Source organism: Aquipuribacter sp. SD81 (assembly GCF_037153975.1).
Lineage (GTDB): Bacteria > Actinomycetota > Actinomycetes > Actinomycetales > JBBAYJ01 > Aquipuribacter.
On sequence record NZ_JBBAYJ010000008.1, the window covers coordinates 1 to 19,354 of the forward strand.

12 protein-coding genes are annotated in these 19,354 nt (G+C 72.2%); 7 read left to right on the forward strand and 5 right to left on the reverse strand.

The genetic code is table 11. From position 1 onward, the window contains the following. Positions 1-143 precede the first annotated feature (143 nt). Both WAA21_RS06260 and WAA21_RS06265 read right to left on the reverse strand, forming a co-directional pair. On the reverse strand, positions 144-1,553 hold the full coding sequence (locus tag WAA21_RS06260) for a LacI family DNA-binding transcriptional regulator (RefSeq protein WP_336921916.1): 1,410 nt from the start codon (positions 1,551-1,553) through the stop codon (positions 144-146). Positions 1,554-1,688: 135 nt separating this feature from the next. Further along, on the reverse strand, positions 1,689-5,897 hold the full coding sequence (locus WAA21_RS06265) for a LamG-like jellyroll fold domain-containing protein (protein ID WP_336921917.1): 4,209 nt from the start codon (positions 5,895-5,897) through the stop codon (positions 1,689-1,691). 490 nt (positions 5,898-6,387) lie between these two features. On the opposite strand from WAA21_RS06265, the gene WAA21_RS06270 reads away from it, so the two are divergent. From WAA21_RS06270 to WAA21_RS06295, 6 genes are all read left to right on the forward strand, one after another. Continuing rightward, positions 6,388-7,407, forward strand: a complete 1,020-nt coding sequence (locus WAA21_RS06270; RefSeq protein WP_336921918.1) for a LacI family DNA-binding transcriptional regulator — start codon at positions 6,388-6,390, stop codon at positions 7,405-7,407. 105 nt (positions 7,408-7,512) lie between these two features. After that, the gene (locus WAA21_RS06275) at positions 7,513-8,799 is read left to right on the forward strand and encodes a sugar ABC transporter substrate-binding protein (RefSeq protein WP_336921919.1); all 1,287 of its coding nucleotides are present in this window, start codon (positions 7,513-7,515) and stop codon (positions 8,797-8,799) included. A 96-nt stretch (positions 8,800-8,895) separates the two neighbouring features. Continuing rightward, positions 8,896-9,921: a carbohydrate ABC transporter permease gene (locus tag WAA21_RS06280; protein ID WP_336921920.1), complete on the forward strand. Its 1,026-nt coding sequence runs from the start codon at positions 8,896-8,898 to the stop codon at positions 9,919-9,921. Between the two features lie 101 nt (positions 9,922-10,022). Beyond that, positions 10,023-10,784, forward strand: a complete 762-nt coding sequence (locus WAA21_RS06285; protein ID WP_336922033.1) for a carbohydrate ABC transporter permease — start codon at positions 10,023-10,025, stop codon at positions 10,782-10,784. Between the two features lie 139 nt (positions 10,785-10,923). Then, complete coding sequence (locus WAA21_RS06290) at positions 10,924-12,777, forward strand: glycoside hydrolase family 127 protein (RefSeq protein ID WP_336921921.1); 1,854 nt, start codon at positions 10,924-10,926, stop codon at positions 12,775-12,777. After that, positions 12,759-14,870, forward strand: coding sequence for a glycoside hydrolase family 31 protein (locus WAA21_RS06295; protein WP_336921922.1), 2,112 nt, complete (start codon positions 12,759-12,761; stop codon positions 14,868-14,870). Before WAA21_RS06290 ends, WAA21_RS06295 begins: the two co-directional genes overlap by 19 nt. 663 nt (positions 14,871-15,533) lie before the next feature. On the opposite strand, the gene WAA21_RS06300 is transcribed toward WAA21_RS06295, so the two are convergent. After that, positions 15,534-16,373 (reverse strand): alpha/beta fold hydrolase, encoded by an 840-nt coding sequence (locus tag WAA21_RS06300; RefSeq protein WP_336921923.1) that lies wholly within the window; start codon positions 16,371-16,373, stop codon positions 15,534-15,536. A 68-nt stretch (positions 16,374-16,441) separates the two neighbouring features. On the opposite strand from WAA21_RS06300, the gene WAA21_RS06305 reads away from it, so the two are divergent. Further along, positions 16,442-17,035 (forward strand): TetR/AcrR family transcriptional regulator, encoded by a 594-nt coding sequence (locus WAA21_RS06305; RefSeq protein WP_336921924.1) that lies wholly within the window; start codon positions 16,442-16,444, stop codon positions 17,033-17,035. A gap of 124 nt (positions 17,036-17,159) precedes the next feature. Here WAA21_RS06305 and WAA21_RS06310 read toward each other — a convergent pair whose 3' ends face one another. Together WAA21_RS06310 and WAA21_RS06315 are read right to left on the reverse strand one after the other, a co-directional pair. Beyond that, positions 17,160-18,182: a helix-turn-helix domain-containing protein gene (locus WAA21_RS06310; protein WP_336921925.1), complete on the reverse strand. Its 1,023-nt coding sequence runs from the start codon at positions 18,180-18,182 to the stop codon at positions 17,160-17,162. A 134-nt stretch (positions 18,183-18,316) separates the two neighbouring features. Beyond that, positions 18,317-19,300, reverse strand: a complete 984-nt coding sequence (locus tag WAA21_RS06315) for a helix-turn-helix domain-containing protein (RefSeq protein WP_336921926.1) — start codon at positions 19,298-19,300, stop codon at positions 18,317-18,319. Positions 19,301-19,354: the final 54 nt, after the last annotated feature.

Here is a 19,354-nt window from a genome sequence, read left to right on the forward strand (position 1 = left end):
TCGTGAGACAGCAGTCCGGGATCACCTGAGACATCCGTCCGGGATGTCCTGAGCCCACACACCACGCCCTCCGCAAGAGGAATAATCCACCACGAGAGGGGTCTGGTCAAGGTTGCCGCAGCGTTATCCACAGGCAGTGGAGGTCATGTGTCACCTGTCCATGCTGCAGCCCCCTTGCAGCAGGCGGGTCGCCAAGACCGTGCGGCCCAGCCCGACCGGCGCGAAGGTGTACCGGGTCGCTGCTGCCGGTGTTCACCGAGCTGTCTGACGCCCTCGTGCCTCCCATCGCTCGCTGCGTCGACTGGCTCCGTCGCTGCCCCTGGAAGCGTCCACCTGAGTGCGGTCATCGGCTCCGCATCGCGACGTCCCAAAGCATCCGGATGGGCCGACGTCGCGGTCGGCGGGGTCGTGCTGCTCCTGTCTACGGGCCTCGTCGCGCGAGCAGGGTCGACGGTGAGCCGCGCTCGGCGCCTGCGTCGCGACGTCGTCGTCGGCGGGGTACGCGAGACCAGGTCGTCCGCGGAGCTGGTCGTGCCCTGTCGGCGAGCCTGCGGCGGTCCGGTGGAGGCCCGCCGGACGAGCAGCGACGGTGGCAGCGTGGCGGGCTGCTCGTCCGGGCCGCCCCGACCACCGGCGACCATGGCCAGCACGACCTCGACACCGGACGCGCCCAGCCGTGCCAGGTCCTGCCGGACGCTGGTGAGTCCAGGGCCGTAGAAGGCGGCCTGTGGCACGTCGTCGAATCCCGCGACGCTCACGTCGGTCGGGACGCCGCGGCCACAGTCCTGCACGGCTCGCACGACGCCGAGGGCCATGGCGTCGTTCGCGGCGAAGACAGCGGTGACCCTCTCGTCGCGCGCCAGGTGACGCCCCCGGGCGTAACCGCTGCGCGCGGACCAGTCACCTCGCACGACAGCAGGGACCGGCGCCCCTGCCTCCAGCAGTGCCTGCTCCCAGCCGTCGAGGCGCTCCTGCGAGCAGCGCCAGGTCGCGGGACCGGCCACGTGGTGCACGGTCCGGTGGCCCAACCTGAGGAGGTGCCGCGTGAGGAGCGCAGCGCCCGCCCGCTGGTCGCTGGCCAGCACGGACCAGGCCCCCCGAGGATCACCGTCGATGGACACCGCCGGCACGCGCCCCGCCGTCGGCGCGCCCGACCGGCGCACGGGTGCGGCGATGACCACGCCGGCGACCGCGGCGTCCAGCAGGTCCGCCAGCGCCGCACCGACGCTGCGGGGCGCAAGGTCGTCGATCGCGCGCAGCCGGGTGGTGTAGCCGCGCTCACGTGCCGCCCGCTCGACCGACGACACGATGCGTGCCTGGCGGTACAGGTCCACCCGAGCGACGGCGACGCCGATGACCGTGCTCCTCCGCGTGACGAGGGCCCGGGCCGACTCGTCCGGCCGGTAACCGAGGGCCGCCATCACCTCGTGCACCCGTCGGCGGGTGCCGGGTCCGACGCCCTCGCGGTCGTTGAGGACCCGCGAGACCGTCTGGTGCGAGACCTGCGCCAGCCGGGCGACGTCGTGCTGGCTGGGACGACCGTTCTTCGCCATCAGCGGTTCCAGTCGATCTGGTGAGGCCGTCACCGGGGTCCTTGGTGCGGGGGCGTGCCGGGTGGGGTGGTGGAGCGCTGCGGCCCGGGCCCGGAGACCGGACCCGGGCCGCAGCTGGTGGAGCGGGGCGGTGCGTCAGCCGAGCGCGATCACCCGGTCGACGACGTGGCCGACCTGGACCTGCCCGAGGTTGACGTCGACGTCGGTGACCGTGGCCACCACGTCACCGTCGGCGTCGAGCAGCCGCACGGTGGTGCCGGCCACGTCGACGGTGAGCGTGGCGCCCCCGGCCGTGGTCAGCTCCGCGCCGTCGGAGGCGAGCACCTGCTCGGAATCCAGCGTCGCGTCCAGCACGACGTGGTCCAGCAGCAGCGCCTCCAGCGCGTCCACCGACAACTGCCCGCGCAGCCGGCCGGCCGCTGCCTTCTCGTTCGGCACCCGACCCCTCGTCGTCGCGTCGAGGTAGGCCACGAACGCGTCGTCGTCCGGCAGGAACGCCGTCAGCGGCTGCGTCGGGTCACCCAGCAACGAGACCGGGGAGTCGGGACGGGCCGCGAGCACCCGGCCCACCGCGAAGGCCAGCAGGTCGAAGTCCGACCCGTCGGCCTCACGCGGGTTCTCCGGACCGGACGTGTCCGCACCGAGCACGTCACCCAGCGAGGTGTCCGTGCCGAGCTCCGGCTCCTCCGCCGCCGGCACCGAGAACGGCGCGACGGTGATGCGGTCGACGACGGGGGCGGTGTCGGCCCGCAGGTCGAGCCCGAGGTCGGGCCAGGTGTCGCTGGCGTACGTCTCGCCGTCCCAGTTGGTCGGCTCCTCGGAACGCCAGCGGATGGTGTTCTCTCCCGCCTCGAGCTGCAGCAGGATCGTCTTCTCCGCGAACTGGTTCTCGTGGAACGTCGGCACGAAGATCTCCTGCCGGTCCTCGCCCCCGTTGACCGACAGCCACGCGTAGCGGGCCATCGGGTTCGGGTTGTAGTGCGTGGCGGGGACCTGCTCGGGGTTGGAGAAGCGGACGGTCATCGCGTGGGTGCCCGCCTGCTCCGCCTCGACGGTGAAGGTGAGGGTGTTGCTGTTGCCGGGCCCCCCGCCAATCCCGTCGACGGCCTGGCCGCCGCCGGCGAGCGAGAGGTCGACGACCACGGCGTCGCCCGCGAGCTCGGCGTCCTCCGCCTCGTAGTCCGTGGCGTTGAGGGCGCCCTCGGTCGCCTCGACGACGAGCCGGTCGACGACGAGGTCGCCGGTGACGACGACCTTGTTGACGCCGCCGTTGAGGTAGACGGGCACGGCGGTGGTCCCGCTGAGGCCGCTGGCCTCGGTGCCGCCGACGAGCAGGGTGCCCGTCCCGTCGTCCGCGGCGTCGACGGTGAGCGTGTGCTCACCGGGCTCGGCCGCGTACACCCAGAAGGTGAGCTCGTCCCCCTCGCCGACCGCGGCGCCACCGGCACCGGAGATCTCACCGGTGAGGTCGTAGCGCGCGTCGGCGCCGAAGGGCTCGGCCAGCTCCGCCTCGTAGACCGCCGTGGCGGAGGTCGGGGACGGCTTCTTCAGGACGATCCGGTCGATGATCGCGTCACCGACGGTCTGTTGCGTGCCGTCCAGGCTGCGGGTCGCCAGCGAGATGGTGTGGGTGCCGGCGGTCAGCTCGACGGTGGTGTCGGCGTGGTCCCACACCACCCACTTGTAGCCGAGCGGCAGGAAGAGCTCCTGCTCCGCGGCCCCGTCGACCCGGACGAACACGTTGGTCGGGCCCTGCTCCTGCACCCGCTCGAAGGTGTTGAGGGTGCTGGTGAAGACCTGGAGGTCGTACGTGCCGTCCTCCGGCACCTCGACGGTGAAGTCGAGCCGCCCGTCGACGCCCGTGCGCAGGCCGCCGACGTTGTACAGGCCCGAGGTGAAGAAGCCGCTCACGTTCTGCGGGCTGCCCTCGGGGCCGTTGCGGCTGTAGCCGGCGCCGCCGACCCAGGTGGCCGCCTCGGCTTCGAAGGAGGCGTCGAACGACGTCGGGGGCACCTGCGTGGTCTCGCCGGTGCCGACCGGCGTCACGGTGATCTCGTACGCGGAGGACTCCGTGAGGCCCGGGAGGCGCGCGCCGCCGAAGTCGAGGCCGATGGCGCCGTCAACGACGTCGACGGTGAGCTCGTCGACGAACCGTGGCTGCGGCGAGTCGCCGAGCTGGCCCGTCCACGGGATCTCCTCGACGGTGACCCGCACCTCGTCACCGAAGACGTCGGCGGGGACGTCGATCATGTTGACGTAGGAGGCGCCCTCCTTGCCGCCGATGATGGCCTTCGCCATCCGCCGCTCCTCGTCGAGCGTCGCCACGCCCTGGAGGGTGTAGCTCTCGCCGGGCTGCGGCGGGGTGACCTCGACGGTGTGCCCCGTCATGGCGGAGTACGCGTTGTACAGCCACCACTGGCCGTTGCCCCGGTCGGAGCCGACCGCGGAGTCCGCGAGGTTCCCGTTGATGTTCCAGAACGCGATCATGCCCTCGACCTTCGAGTCCTCGACCGCGGAGATCCACTGGATCATCTGGCCGGGCACGGAGGTGTGATAGTTGAAGGCGTACTCGTTGACGTTGATCGGCAGGTGCGTGCCCTCGCGGTCGGTGCCGGCGTAGAGCTCGTCCTCCCAGCTGCGGAAGCGCTCGACCGAGTCGCGGATGGTGGCGGGGTCGCTGAGCTCGTGCCACGTGATGATGTCCGGGGTGGTGCCGGCCTCCAGCGTGTGCTCCATGAAGCCGCGGACCTGGCCGAACAGCACGCTGGTGCCCGGCCCGGCGATCTCGACCCCGGGAAGCTTCTCCTCGATGAGGCGGTAGGAGCGGTCCCACGCGGCGAAGTAGTCCGTCGGGTCGTTGAGCCAGCTGACCCGGTTGTAGCTCCACTGCCCAGTGCCGAACATGTTGCCCTCGGGCTCGTTGAACGGCTCGATCACGACGTTGTCGGTGAGCTCGGGCTTCTCGGCGAGCAGCTCGGCGATCTGGTCGAGCTGCATCTCCATGACGTCGAAGTAGCCCTCGAGCCGCTCCGTGGGTGTGTCACCGGGCCACTGGTAGGGGAAGCCGCGGTAGTAGTCCGTCGTGCGGACGTAGACCTTGCCCTCGGTGGTGCGGGCGAGGGACTCGAGCACCTCCAGCGCGTCCGAGCCGGGGTGCTGGGCGCCGTCCTGGCCCTTGGTCGCGACCGTCCGCAGCCCGAAGCCCTCGACGAGGGTGTCGCTCGGCATGCCGTCGTCGTACAACCCGTACAGCACACCGGCCGCGCCGCCGAGGAAGTCCCCGGTGTCGCTGCCGAGGTCGACGGTGAGCTCGCCCTCGCGGACGACGTCGACCGTCGCCGTGACGGTCGTGCCGCCCGCGGTGCCGGTCACCGTGAAGCGGCCCGCCTGCGCGTACTGCGTGGCGTCGACGGGCTCCCACTCGACAGGGACCTGGCGGTCGTAGCCGTCGGAGAACTCACCGAGGACGCCGGCGGGGAGGTCCGGAGCCGTGCCGATGGCCGTGCGGATGCTGAACTCCGTGGCCGCGACGGCGTCGAGGGTCGGCAGCTCCGCACCGTAGAGCTCGGCGACCTGCTCGGCGTCGAGGGCGGAGTGGAAGACCTGGAAGTCGTCGACGTCACCGGAGAGCAGCGGGTCCGGGTAGAACGCGCGGCCGATGTAGCCGGAGCTCGTCGCCGTCGCGGTGAGCAGCTGCGCGCCGGTGACGTCGGTCTCGGTCGAGCCGACGGCGACGCCGTCGAGGTAGAGGGTGAGCGTGTCGTCGTCGGTGTCGAGCACGACGGTGTTGGTGCGCCACTGCTGCGCGGGCATCGCCGCCCCGCCCGTGACGACGTCCTCGGCGGCGCCGCCGCCGCCGACGGTGATCGCGGTCCGCAGCCGCCCGTCGCCGTTGGACGGCGTGGCGAAGAAGTACCGGGTGGTGTTCGAGCCGAGGTCGAACAGGCGCTGCCATGGCCCGCCCGTGCCGTCCCACAGGGCGCGGACGGAGACCGTGAGGTCCGTCGAGCCCTCGAGGACGCCTCGGGGTAGGCGGACGTAGGCGCTCGTGGCGGCTGCGCCACCGGGAAGCGACAGGGCGCGGCCGTCCGGCCCGTCGACGCTGGAGGCGGTGCCCGGGTTGACGAGCGTCGCGTCGAGACCGGACCCGCTGGAGTCGGCGACGACGCCGCCGGTCAGGTCGCCGTCGAAGTCGTAGTGGACGGTGGGCGCGGGCAGGGCCGCCTGGGCGGGCGCGGCCGCGAGACCGGCCGCGAGCAGCGCGCCCGCGGCGACGCCGGCGAGGGCGCTCCTGGCGAGACGTGCACCACCCGGACGTGGGTGGTGGTGTGGCGTCAGCTCCATCGCTGGGATCTCCGATTCCTTCGTGGTCGGGGGACCGCACGACGCCTGGCACGACCTCGTGCGACGCCACTGTGTCGAACCGGTTCGACAGCGTGATGTGCCAAACGGATCCAAACGGGTGGCTGTCGCAGTGTGTACGCCGCCGCGGCTGGACCGTCAACCCGTGGCGGCGAGTCGATTAGTCGAACCGCTTCGCCATTTCCTGGTCCTGAAGGGCCCGGTCGGTACGTAGTGCACCTGTCTCCGGTCCGTAGGAACGGGCACGCCGACACGGCCGCCAGTCGCATCGACGCAGGTGGGACGGGCTATCACCGAGTTTGTCCCGCCGCGCAACTCGGTGCGCGTCTGGCGAACCGGTTCGACAAATTTTCCTCCGACACTTGACGCGGTTCCGCTCCCGCTGCTGTCATCGGCGCCAGGACGGCCCCTCGACGCCGTGTCGAACCGGTTCCGCCGAAGCGGACCGTCGTCGTCCGGAAAGGAGCAGCTCGTGGCGACCATCGGCGACGTGGCCCGTGTCGCGGGTGTGTCCCGCAGCACCGTCAGCTACGCGCTGTCGGGGAAGCGGTCCCTGTCCGAGGACGTCCGCGGCCGCGTGGCGGCCGCGGTCGAGCAGCTCGGCTACACGCCGAACGCCGGCGCCCGGGCGCTCGCAACGTCGCAGACCAAGGTCCTCGGACTGCTGGCGCAGTTCTACGACGACGAGTTCGCCCCGGCGATGATGCAGTACTTCCTCGGCGTCTCGAACACCGCACGCGCCCTGGGCTACGACGTCCTGCTCATCAGCGAGCCCGACGGACCCGCCGCGCTCGAGCGGGTGCTCTCCTCGCGGATGGTCGACGGTGTCGTGCTCCTGAACGTCGCCGAGCAGGACGCCCGCGTGCCGGTGCTGCAGCAGGCGAGCCAGCCGGGTGCCCTGGTCGGGCTGCCGGCCGACTGCCGCGGCGTCGACGTCTTCGACCTCGACTTCGAGGAGGCCGGGCGGCTCATGGTGGAGCACCTTCACCGGCTCGGTCACCGCGAGCTCGTGCTGCTGTCCCAGCCGGAGCACGTCGTCGAGCGCGGCGGGGCCTACGTGTGGCGGTTGCAGGACGCCGCCCGCGAGGAGGCGGTGCGACGCGGTGTCGTGCTGCACACCGCCTACGGCCCACCTGACCAGGCGGACGTCTCGCAGCGGATCCACGAGCTGCTCGACGCCCACCCGGGCGCCACCGGCCTGCTGCTCAACAACGAGGCCGCGGGCACCGCCCTGCCCTCGGTGCTCAGCGCGCGCGGGCTGCGGGCCCCCGACGACCTGTCGGTCGTGGGCCGCTGGTCGAGCCAGTTCGCGCAGTACTTCTGCCTGCCCTACAGCTTCGTCGAGAGCGCGCCCGACCGGCTCGGGCGCATGGCGGTCCGCCAGCTGGTGAAGCGCATCGAGAACGGCGCGGCAGCTGCCTCGGAGCCGCACGTCGTACGGCTGGTCTCCCCGGTCCTCGACGACCGGGGCAGCACGTCCCGTCGTCCCTGACGGCGTCACGTCCCACCGCTCCGACCCCACCGCCCCACCGTCACGTCCGCACGCGTCGCGCGCAGCGCGTCGCGTCCACGCACCACCCGTTCAAGGAGGAACACCGTGCGAACCCATCTCCACCGGCGCGCCGCGACTGCCGTCGCCGCGACCGCCTGCCTGCTCGCCCTCGCGGCGTGCGCGTCCGACGAGGCCGCGCTCGACGGGTCGACCGCCGCCGCCGGCGCCGGTGACGGCGACGCCGCAGCCGGCGGCACGTACACGTGGTGGGACCCCTACCCCCAGCACGAGGCCGGCAGCGACTGGCAGAACCGTGTCGAGGCGTGCGCCGACGAGGCCGGCGTCACCATCGAGCGGACCGCCTACGACACCACCGCCCTCACCAACCAGGCGCTGCTGAGCGCCCAGGAGGGCACCAGCCCCGACATCATCCTGCTCGACAACCCGGCCGTGTCGACGCTGGCGGAGACCGGCATCGTCACCACGGTCGACGAGCTCGGCCTCGACACCTCGAACATCGACCCGAACCTGCTCGCGGCCGGCGAGGTCGACGGCGAGACCTACGGCATCCCGATCGGGGCGAACACGCTCGCCCTGTACTACAACGCCGACGTCCTCTCCGAGGCCGGCGTGGACCCGGCGTCCATCACCGACTGGGACTCCCTCACGACGGCGCTGCAGACGGTCACCGAGGCCGGCAGCGAGGGCATCACGTTCTCCGCCATCGGGACCGAGGAGGGCTCGTTCCAGTTCCTCCCGTGGTTCTGGGGCGCAGGTGCCGACCTCACGCAGCTGGACTCGCCGGAGGCCGTCGAGGCGCTCACGCTGTGGACGGACTGGCTCGAGCAGGGACTGGCGCCGAACACCGTCATCACCAACTCTCAGAACACCGTCTGGGAGGAGTTCCTCACCGGGAACTTCGCCTTCGCCGAGAACGGCACGTGGCAGGTGAACAGCGCTCTCGAGGCCGACTTCGAGACGGGCATCATCCAGATCCCGGGCCAGGACGGAGGCGTCGCACCGACGCCGACCGGTGGTGAGTTCCTCATCGCGCCGGTGCAGGAGGACACCTCGCGGTACGAGGTCACCAGCCAGATCGCGGAGTGCATGACCGACACCGAGGGCGCGGTCGAGACCGCCACCACGTTCGCGTACTACATCCCGCCGACCGAGGACGGGCAGGAGGCGCTGCTGAGCGAGGACGACAGCCTGCAGCCGTGGGTCGACGCGGTCCGCAGCGCCAAGGGTCGCACCAGCGACAACCTCGGCACGGACTACCCGATCATCTCCGAGCAGCTGTGGACCGCGGTGCAGCAGGCCCTCAGCGGCAGCCTCTCCGCGGAGGAGGCCCTGTCCCAGGCCCAGACCGACGCGAGCTCCGAGGTCGGCTGACCGCGAGGCCGGACACCCACGCGCCCGGCGGGCACGACCGCCGGGCGCGTGGCCCACCGGCAGCGACAGGTCGCTGCGAGCAGGAGGAGGAGACCCATGAGCGTCCCGCCCGTGCGCGAGGCGAGAGGCAGGACCGCACACGTCGTGCGGGACCTTGGCGCAGGCGACCCCGGGGTGGTGCCGTCAGGGGACGGCCCCCACGCCCCGGCCGGCCCGCGGCCCACCGGACGCCGCGGCGGGCGATCCGGCAGCCGCTGGACCGCGCTGCTGTTCATGGCGCCGCTGCTGGCCTACCTCGTCGCCTTCTACGCCTACCCGCTGTACCGCAACGTCGACCTGAGCCTGCACGACTACACGATCCGCGCCTTCGTGACCGGCGACGCGGAGTTCGTCGGCCTGCAGAACCACGTCGACGTCGTGACCTCCCGGCTGTTCGACCAGGCGGTGTTCAACACGGTGGTGTTCACCGGCGTCTCGCTGGTCTTCCAGTACGCGCTCGGGCTGGCCCTCGCCGTCTTCTTCCGACGCCACTTCCCGCTGTCGATGTGGCTGCGGGCGCTGTTCCTCGTGCCGTGGCTCCTGCCGCTCATCGTCTCCGCCTCCGCGTGGGCGTGGATGCTCAACAGCGAGAACGGCGTCGTCAACGCCTTCCTCGCCCTCTTCGGCGTCGACCAGGTCAACTGGCTCACCTCTCCGGGCTGGGCGCTCGCCTCGGTGACCATCGCCAACATCTGGCTCGGCATCCCCTTCAACCTCGTCATCCTCTACGCCGGCCTGCAGAACATCCCCGGCGAGCTGTACGAGGCCGCCGCGCTCGACGGGGCCGGCGGCTGGAAGCAGTTCACCCGCATCACCTTCCCGCTGCTCGTGCCCGTGTCGACCGTCACCCTGCTGCTCGGTCTCATCTACACGCTCAAGGTCGTCGACATCATCTGGGTGATGACGAGCGGCGGTCCCGCCGGAGCGTCCACGACGCTCGCCGTCTGGTCCTACCGGGAGGCGTTCGGCACCGGCCGGCCGGACTTCTCGCCCGCGGCCGCCGTCGGCAACCTCCTCATCCTCGTCGCGCTCGCGGGTGGCTTCCTCTACCTGTGGCTGCAGCGTCGGCAGGCCCGCTCGTGAGCGCCACCACCACCACGACCACCTCCCGCGCGGCCACCCGGCGGCGGCCACGCCCGAGGAGCTGGGGGCTCACGGCGATCGGGGTCCTGCTCACCGCGGTCATGCTCTTCCCGGTCTACTGGATCCTCAACGTGTCGCTGACCCGCACGTCGGACCTGCGCCGCGACCCGCCCCAGCTCTTCCCGGTCGACCCCACCTTCGAGGGCTACCGGGCAGTCCTCGACCAACAGCTCCCGGCCCTCGCGACCAGCCTCTTCATCGGCCTCGCGACGGTCGTGCTGACCGTGGTCGTGGCCGCGCCCGCCGGCTACGCGTTGGCCAAGCTCCGCCCGCCCGGCGCCGGTGCGGTGTCGTTCCTGCTGCTCGTCGCACAGATGATCCCCGCCGTGGTCATGGCCATGGGCTTCTACGCGATCTACGTCCGCCTCGGCCTGCTCAACGAGGTCTGGGGACTCGTCATCGCCGACTCGACCATCGCCGTGCCGTTCGCGGTGCTGCTCTTCACCGCCTTCATCAGCGGCCTGCCGGACGAGCTCATCAACGCCGCGAAGGTCGACGGCGCCAGCACGTGGCGCACCTTTCGCTCCATCGTGCTGCCGCTGAGCCGCAACACCGTCATCACCGTGTCGCTGTTCGCCTTCCTCTGGGCGTGGTCGGACTTCGTGTTCGCCTCGACCCTCAACCGCAACGGCGACGCGATCCCGATCACGCTGAGCATCTACGCCTACATCGGCAACAACACCACGCAGTGGAACGCCATCATGGCCACGGCCGTCGTCGCGTCGGTGCCTGCTGCGGTGCTGCTCGTCATCGCCCAGCGCTACGTGGCCGCCGGCGTCACCGCCGGCGCCGTCAAGGACTAGAAGGCAGGACCACGTGACCCACACCGCACCGCCGCGTGCAACCGCGGCGGCACGAGCCGCTGCCCCCCTCGACGCATCCGGCGCCCGTCCGGTTGTACCCAGCGGCGCGTCCCGTCGCGGGGTCGACCTCGACGAGGTCGTGCTCACCGACGGCTTCTGGGCGGAGCGGCAGCGGGTGAACGGCTACGCCACGCTCGCCCACTGCTTCGCGTGGCTGGAGCGGCTCGGCTGGCTGGACAACTTCGACCGGGTGCTCACCGGGACGACCGGTGGGTACCGGCCGGGCTGGCAGTTCTCCGACTCCGAGGTCTACAAGCTGATGGAGGCGCTCGCGTGGGAGCACGCGAGGACCGGCGACCCCGACGCCGAGGCGATGCTGCTCCGGCTCACCGTCCGGGTCGCCGCAGCCCAGGACGACGACGGCTACCTCAACACGTGCTTCGGCCACGACGGCCAGGACCCCCGCTGGAGCGACCTCGAGAAGGGCCACGAGCTGTACTGCGCGGGGCACCTGTTCCAGGCCGCGGTGGCGCGGGCCCGCACGGCCCCGGAGGACGAGCTGGTCCGTGTGGCCCGCCGTCTCGCCGACCACGTGTGCCGCGAGTTCGGCTCCTCCGGTCGCGACGGCATCTGCGGCCACCCAGAGGTCGAGCTCGGTCTCGCCGAGCTCGGGCGTGCGCTGAAGGAGCGCCGGTACGTCGAGCAGGCCCTGCTCTTCGTCGAGCGGCGCGGGCACGGCAGGCTGGGGGCCATCCCGCTGCTGGGACCGCAGTACTTCCAGGACGACCTCCCGGTCCGGGAGGCGGACGTGTGGCGCGGGCACGCCGTCCGTGCCCTGTACCTCGGCGCCGCCGCGGTCGACGTCGCCGTCGACCTCGGCGACGACGACCTGCTGGACGCGGTGCGACGGCAGTGGGACCGCACCGTCGAGCGGCGCACCTACATCACCGGCGGGATGGGCTCCCGGCACCAGGACGAGGGCTTCGGCGAGGACTGGGAGCTCCCACCGGACCGGGCCTACTGCGAGACCTGCGCCGGCGTCGCCTCGGTCATGGTGTCGTGGCGGCTGTGGCTGGCCACGGGTGACGTGCGCTACGTCGACCTCATGGAGCGGACGCTTTTCAACGTGGTCGCGACGTCGCCGCGCTCCGACGGCCGGGCGTTCTTCTACGCCAACCCGCTGCAGCAGCGCGTCGCGGGCTCCGACGTCGACCAGGACACCGAGAACCCTCGTGCCGAGGGCGGCACACGCGCGCCGTGGTTCGACGTGTCGTGCTGCCCGACCAACGTGGCTCGCACCCTCGCGTCGTGGCAGGCGTACGCGGTGGGGGTCGAGCAGACGCCCGGCGGCGGCGACGTCGTCACGCTGCTGCAGTACGCCGGAGCCGAGGTGCGTGTGGGCCTGACAGGGGGCGGCCACCTGGCGCTCCGCGTCCGCACCCGTTACCCCGTCGAGGGCGAGGTGGACGTCGAGGTCGTCGAGGCGCCGGACCGGCCCGTCACCGTGCGGCTGCGGGTCCCGCACTGGGCAGAGGGGGCGCGGCTCGTCACCCCGCAGGGCGAGGGCGAGGCCCCGCCGGGCTGGGCGGACGTCACGCGGCGGTTCGCGGTCGGGGAGCGCATTCGCCTGCTGCTCCCGGTGGCGCCGCGGTTCACGTGGCCGGATCCGCGCGTCGACGCCGTGCGCGGCTGCGTCGCGGTCGAGGCGGGTCCGCTGGTGCTGTGCGTGGAGTCGACCGACCTGCCCGCCGGTGTCGACGTCGAGGAGGTCCGAGTCGATCCCGCGGGCCGGGTCCGCCCGGTGGGGGCCGGGCGTGCGCGCGCCGCCGGGGCCGTGGTCCCCGCGCCGGAGCCGGCCGAGGGCGGTCGCCCGCCGTTCGGCCCGCGCCCGCCCGCGGACAGCGGTCGACCGTTCGAGCTCCCCCTCGTGCCCTACCACTCGTGGGCGGAGCGGGCTCCAACCACGATGCGGGTGTGGCTGCCGACGACGTGACGACCGACCCGACGGTGGACGTGGCCGCCTTCGAGACCGACGGTGGGCGCCTCGTGTGGAGAGGAGACGGCGAGACCCTCGTCGTCGAGCCGTGGGGCACCGACGCCGTACGGGTGCGCGCCGTCATGACGGGCGACGTCCTCGACACGGACTGGGCTTTGCTGCCCCCGGCCGACGTCACGGCGACGACCGAGGTGGAGGCACCCCAGCCGCTGCCGCAGGGGTCGACGACGACCGCGCGGCTGCGGGTCGGGCGGCTGACGGTCGTCGCCGAGGCGACGTCGACGCTGTACGAGTCCGTCGGGCACACCGTCCACCGGTGCCGGCTGCGCTTCCTCGACGCCCGCGGCGACGTGCTCCTCGAGGAGGTCCCGACCGGCGGGTCGCTGCAGATGCGGGCCCGAGACTGGCGCGCCCACCCCGGTGGTGACCACGCCCTGACTGCGGCCTTCCACGCCCGGCCCGACGAGAAGCTCTACGGCATGGGGCAGTACCAGCAGCACGTCCTCGACCTCAAGGGCTGCACGCTGGAGCTCGCCCACCGCAACTCCCAGGCGAGCGTCCCCTTCGTCCTGTCGAGCGCCGGGTACGGCCTGCTGTGGCACAACCCCGCGGTCGGGCGGGCGACGTTCGCGCGAAACCGCACCGAGTGGGAGGCCGGGCACACCCGCCAGCTCGACTACTGGCTCACCGTCGGCGACACCCCGGCCGAGATCACGGCCGCGTACTCCGACGCTACCGGCCACGCCCCGCCCATGCCCGAGCGCGGACTCGGCTTCTGGCAGTGCAAGCTGCGCTACACCGACCAGGAGCAGCTGCTGGAGGTGGTCCGGGAGCACCGGCGTCGCGGGCTGCCGCTCGACGTCGTCGTCGCCGACTTCTTCCACTGGCCCCGGATGGGCGACTTCCGCTTCGAGGAGGAGTTCTGGCCGGACCCGACCGCCATGGTCGCCGAGCTCCGTGAGCACGGTGTCGAGCTCATGGTCTCGGTGTGGCCGCAGGTCGCCCTCGACAGCGAGAACTCCGACCGCTTCGCCAAGGAGAACCTCCTCGTCCGCACCGACCGCGGCATGGCGCCGCACATGGCCTTCGAGGGTCCGAGCCGGTTCCTCGACATGACGAACCCCCGCGCGCGGGCGGAGCTGTGGCGGCTGTGCCGCGAGAACTACCTCGCCCACGGCATCCGCACCTTCTGGCTCGACGAGGCGGAGCCGGAGTACGGCGTCTACGACTTCGACAACTACCGCTACCACCTCGGGCCCGTGGCGCAGGTGGGCAACGTGTACCCGCAGCTGTACGCGGCCGCCTTTGACGAGGGTCTGCGCGCGGCGGGCGAGACCGACGTCGTTAACCTCGTCCGCTGCGCGTGGGCCGGCAGCCAGCGCCACGGCGCGCTCGTGTGGTCCGGCGACATCTCCTCGACGTGGACCGACCTGCGACGTCAGCTGACGGCGGGCATCCACATGGGCGTCGCGGGCATCCCGTGGTTCACCACGGACATCGGCGGCTTCCACGCCGGCGACAGCACCGACCCCGCGTTCCACGAGCTGCTCGTGCGGTGGTTCCAGTTCGGCGCGTTCTGCCCGGTCATGCGCCTGCACGGCGACCGGCTTCCGCACGCCGACGTGCGCGCCGCCGACGGCTCACGGCGGCTGCGCACGGGCGCCCCGAACGAGCTGTGGAGCTACGGCGAGGAGGTCTACGACCTCCTCGCGCCGTACGTGCACCTGCGCGAGGCCATGCGGCCGTACCTTCGAGAGGTCATGTCGCTCGCCCACACCGAGGGCCAACCCGTCATGCGGGGGCTCTTCCACGACTTCCCAGACGACTCCGTCTGCTGGGACGTCGACGACCAGTTCCTGCTCGGGTCGGACATCCTCGTGGCACCCGTGCTGGAACGTGGAGTCACGTCCCGGCTCGTGTACCTGCCCGAGGGGGCAGAGTGGTTGGACCCGCGAACCGGCCGGTCGTGGTCCGGCGGCCAGGAGGTCGAGCTCGCGGCGCCTCTGGCCAGCGTGCCGGTGCTCGCCCGGACGACGGCGCACCCGGAGCTTCTTGAGGCCCTGCGGAGGCGGCTGCCCTCACATGAGTGAGGAGGGGTCCTCCCGGCGCCCGCGTCAGGCTCCCCGCAGACGCAACCGGCAACGATGCCCAGGCGTCTCACAACGGCGCGGTGTACAGGGCCCTCCGTCTGCCCTGAGTAGCGGGGGCGACTACTGCGCGGATAGGTGTCACCTGTTCTGTGCAGTGATGTCGGCCGACCCTGTCGTGCGGCGTCGTGCCAGCTGGCGACGGGACTTCAGTTTGCGGAGCCCACTCGAACGCGGCGGTCGGGCCTTCGCGCCAGTGAGCGTCCGACCGTTGCCGACTGACGCCCGTTGTCATGCGAAGGTCCGTGCCCGTCCTGTGCCCCCCGGCCCGCTAATCGCGGGTGAACCCCCAGGTCAGAAGCGGTACAGCAGACGCTCTTGCAAACCGTTGAGCGGGTACTCACCCCCGTTCCGTGGGTTCGAATCCCACGCCCTCCGCATTCCACAAGATGTCTCTGGCTTGCGACAAGCCAGGAGCTGCTTCGCAACAAGATGACACCGGACCCTGTGCGCCGCGAGGGCCGTCGTCGAACTGCACGGTGTGGGTGGGCCCGGCCCGTCACGACCCTCCGACGCGATCTGGGAGCCGGCCGAGAAGTGGGACACATTCGTCGGCCGACCGGAGACGGGCACCGGCGATCCTGACGGAAGCTGGCCGAGCACCGCTCACGCCTCCGCCCAGAACTGCCGGAGCAGGGACGCCACCTCGCTCGGCTGCTCGAGCGGCACGAGGGTCCGTGCTCCCCTGACGACGACGGTCCGGGCGCTGGGCACCAGGGCCGCGGTGGCCTCGGCGTCCTCGGGGCTCCAGTCGCCCCGGTCGTCGCTGGCGACGAACAGGCAGGGGATGGTGACGTCGCGGAGGCGGGGTGTGACGTCGACCCGGTTAAGGATGAACGAGCGGACGGCGAGGGCCGCGCTGCGCCTCGTCGGCCTGCGCAGGGAGTCGACGACGACCTGCCGCACGCCGGGGTCGGCGGCGGACGCGTCGGTGAGCATCGCGTGGACGATGGACTCCCGGACGGGGGCGACCGGGCCGAGCGCCCGCATGAGCGGCAGTGACGTGACGATCTGGCGTCGCAACGCAGCCGGTACGGGCTCGGCGGGGGAGCTGATGGCCGCGAGGCTGCGGAGGACGCCGGGGCGGGCGGCCAGCTCGAAGCCGACGTGACCGCCGAAGGCGTTGCCCACCCAGTCGACCCCTGCGGGCAGGCCGAGGTGTTCGAGGGCGTCGACGGCGGCGTCGGCCGCGCCGACGATGTCGCTCTCGTGGCGCAGCGGGTCGCTGAGGCCGAGCCCCGGGGGGTCGACGAGCAGGTAGGAGCGGTCGGCCGGCAGCAGCGGCAGCAACCGGTCCCACGTGTGGCTGTCGACGAACATCGACGGCCACAGGACGGTGGGCGGACCGTCGGGGGAGCCGGCGGTGCGGATGGACAGGCTGCCCAGGCGGGTGGGGACCCGCAGCGTGCAGTCGGCGGTGGGGCGGGGCGCGGGGGTTCGGTACACGGCCGGTCTCCTCGATGTCGGTGTGAGTGTCACTCACATTAATAAAACATGATGTTAGTGTCACTCACATGGATGTCAAGGCGTCTCGTCCGTACCGGATGACGGCGCGGGCGCGGGCCGCCGAGCGGACCGGTGAACGGGTGGTCGACGCGATGCTCGAGCGCTTCTCCAGCACCCCGTACGACCGGATCCGGCTGGAGGACGTCGCGGCCGACGCCGACGTCACGGTGCAGACGGTCGTCCGTCGCTTCGGCAGCAAGCACGGACTGCTCGCCGCGACGGTGGAGCGCGAGCTGTCGCGTCTGGCGGCCGACCGGGAGGACGCGCGAGGTGCGGACGCGCGCGCGACCGTGCGCTCCCTCGTGCAGTTCTACGAGCACCACGGCCTGCTCATCCTCAAGCTGTACGCGGAGGCCCACCAGGCTCCGGGGGTGCCCGAGCTCGCCGACCGCGCGCGGGCCTACCACGTCCGCTGGTGCGGGGACGTGTTCGCCGGCCCGATAGCGCGGGTGACGACGCCGACGGCGCGTGCGGTGCGCGCGGCCCAGGTGGTCGCCCTGTGCGACGCGAGCACGTGGCGCGTCCTGCGTGTGGACGGCGGCCTGTCCGCACGGCAGACCGAGCGGGCGGTGCTCGAGATGCTGCTGCCGCTGGTCGAGTGAGCCCCGGGACTCGACCATGCCCGCGGAAGGTTCTGACGGTCACGGACCAGCAGGTCCTCGTCGGAGCTGTCGGACCCCCGCCGTCGTCGGAGCGTCGGCGCGCGGGCACTACCGGTAGCGGGTGTCAGCGCTCGGGAGGCCCGCTGGAGGTCACCGGCTCCGGGTTGCGGGGCGACGGCAGGGACGCGCCCGGTTGCTGTGTCGCCTGCTGCATCGCGCGCCACTCCCTGGGGGTGACGCCGAACGCCTGCGAGAAGCGGCTCGTGAAGAAGCTCGCGTTGCTGAACCCCCACGAGGCGGCCACTGCGGCGATGGTCCGGTGGCGCAGGGAGGTGCGCGCCAGGTCGGCCCGGGCTCCGGCGAGCCTCTCGGCGATGATCACCTGTTCGAGGCTGCGGTCGCGCCCCTGGTAGAGCTTGTACAGGGTACGCAGGGAGATGGCGTTCGCGGCGGCGATCCGGGCGGGGCTGAGGTCGGGGTCACGCAGGTGGGCGCGGACGTACGCCTCGACCCGGGCCCGCAGCGTGTTGTGGAAGGACTCGTCCCGCCGAGGGTCCCCGCCCGCGGACACGACGAGGGCGCGGATGAGTTCCACCGATGCCGCACCCACCTCGGCGCCCGCCCCGGCGGCGGCCAGCTCCTCGGCCGTCGTCATGACCCGGTGCACGTGGTCGCGCACCAGCCCGTACAGCGGGCTGCTCTCGAGCCGCTCGCTCGCCCGCCGTACCGCGTCCATCGGCACCGCGAGCTCGTCGAGCTCGACGTGCAGGGCGTACGACGCGCCGGCGCCGCTCCACCCGTAGACGTAGGGGGAGGACAGGTCGACGAGCATGAGGTCCCGGGCGCCGAACGTCTGCCGGTCGTCTCGACCACGCTCCAGCCGGTTGGTCGTGCGCATCGGCAGCGCCACGGCAACCGGGCAGTCGTTCATCCCCCGCGCGGTACGCGCGGAGCGCCGCAGCGTCATGCCCAACGCGTCGATGGTGAAGACCTTGGCCGCCCCGAGCTGCTGCACGTGGCACCGGGCGTGGAAGCCGCTCTCGTCCTCGAAGGACGCGAGGCTCCTGGTGCAGTTGGCGCTGACCGCCTCCTGGTAGGCAGGGGCGCGGTCGGCCGCGGGGAGCGAGCGGGTGTCGAGCACCTTCATGGGCACCTGCCGGGTCCGGCCGCGGCCCCGCCGCGGCGACTACGACGACGCGTCGGCACTGTGCCAGGCACGACCCGGCGGGTGCTTGTCCCTGCGTGCACACCCTGTGCCCGTGCACGGCTCACGCCAGGTGGTCAGGTTCGCGGCCCGTGGCTGTGGGCGAGCCGTTGCCACTCCTGCGGTGTCATGCCGTAGCGGCGCAGGAAGCGGCGGCTGAAGTGCGCCGGTGACGCGAACCCCCATCCCATCGCGACAGCCGTGACGCTTCGCCGACGCCCCGCGGCGCTGCCGAGCTCCCTGTGCGCACCGGCCAGACGCTCCTCGATGACCCACTGCTCGAGCGGGACACCGGCCTCGGCCAGCACCAGGTACAGCAGACGCACGGAGATGTGGTGCGCCGCAGCGATCGTGCTGGGGCTGAGCCCCGGGTCCCGCAGGTGACGCAGGACGAAGACCTCGACGCGGGGGAGGAGCGACTCGCGCAGCGCCTCCCGCGCGGTGCGCTGGTCCCCGGCCGCGGTGCTGAGCAGCGCCCGGGTCAGCGCGGTGCTGGCCAGGCCCGGTGCCGCGCTGAGCTGCCCCACCGTCAGCGCGTGCCCGGTCCTGTCGGTGGCTGGTTCTGCCAACCGTCGGGTCAACGCGCGGAGGTGCTGTGCGTACACGGCCTGCAGCGGGCTCCGGGCGAGCGCGGGCCGTGCCCGGGTGACGGTCTGCGCCGGCAGCCTCAGCGCCGTCAAGGGAATCGTGAGGCTCCAGCCGCCGGGGTTCCCTTCGCTGTTGCTGGTGTGCGGCCGGTGCAGCTCCATCATCTCCACGACACCGCGCCGCTGCCGAACGACGTGCCCGAACTGCTCCCAGTGGGCGCGGGCAGCCGTGCCGAGCGTGAGCGCGACCGCGGGCACGACGTCGTCGCGCTCCCGCGTGACCTCCATGTGCAGGCCTGAGCGGTGGAGGCGGACCAGCCGGACGTCGCCGAGGGTGTGGACGTCGGTACGCATGAACGCGGTTGCCGGGTCGAGCACGACGACGTGGGAGGCGTACGCGACCTCGCGCATGTGCGTGACGATGGCCTCGCTCCGCTCGTGCGGCGCGAGGGCGTCGGTGTCGAGGACAGGCACGTGACACCACTCCTCAGGAGCAGGCGCAGGACGGAGAGGATCGTCCAGCGCCGA

Excerpts from the sequence above, each read along its gene's own strand:
- WAA21_RS06260 (WP_336921916.1), bottom strand. The coding sequence starts at position 1,553 with ATGGCGAAGAACGGTCGTCCCAGCCAGCACGACGTCGCCCGGCTGGCG.
- WAA21_RS06265 (WP_336921917.1), bottom strand. The coding sequence starts at position 5,897 with ATGGAGCTGACGCCACACCACCACCCACGTCCGGGTGGTGCACGTCTC.
- WAA21_RS06280 (WP_336921920.1), top strand. The coding sequence starts at position 8,896 with ATGAGCGTCCCGCCCGTGCGCGAGGCGAGAGGCAGGACCGCACACGTC.
- WAA21_RS06285 (WP_336922033.1), top strand. The coding sequence starts at position 10,023 with ATGCTCTTCCCGGTCTACTGGATCCTCAACGTGTCGCTGACCCGCACG.
- WAA21_RS06305 (WP_336921924.1), top strand. The coding sequence starts at position 16,442 with ATGGATGTCAAGGCGTCTCGTCCGTACCGGATGACGGCGCGGGCGCGG.
- WAA21_RS06310 (WP_336921925.1), bottom strand. The coding sequence starts at position 18,182 with ATGAAGGTGCTCGACACCCGCTCGCTCCCCGCGGCCGACCGCGCCCCT.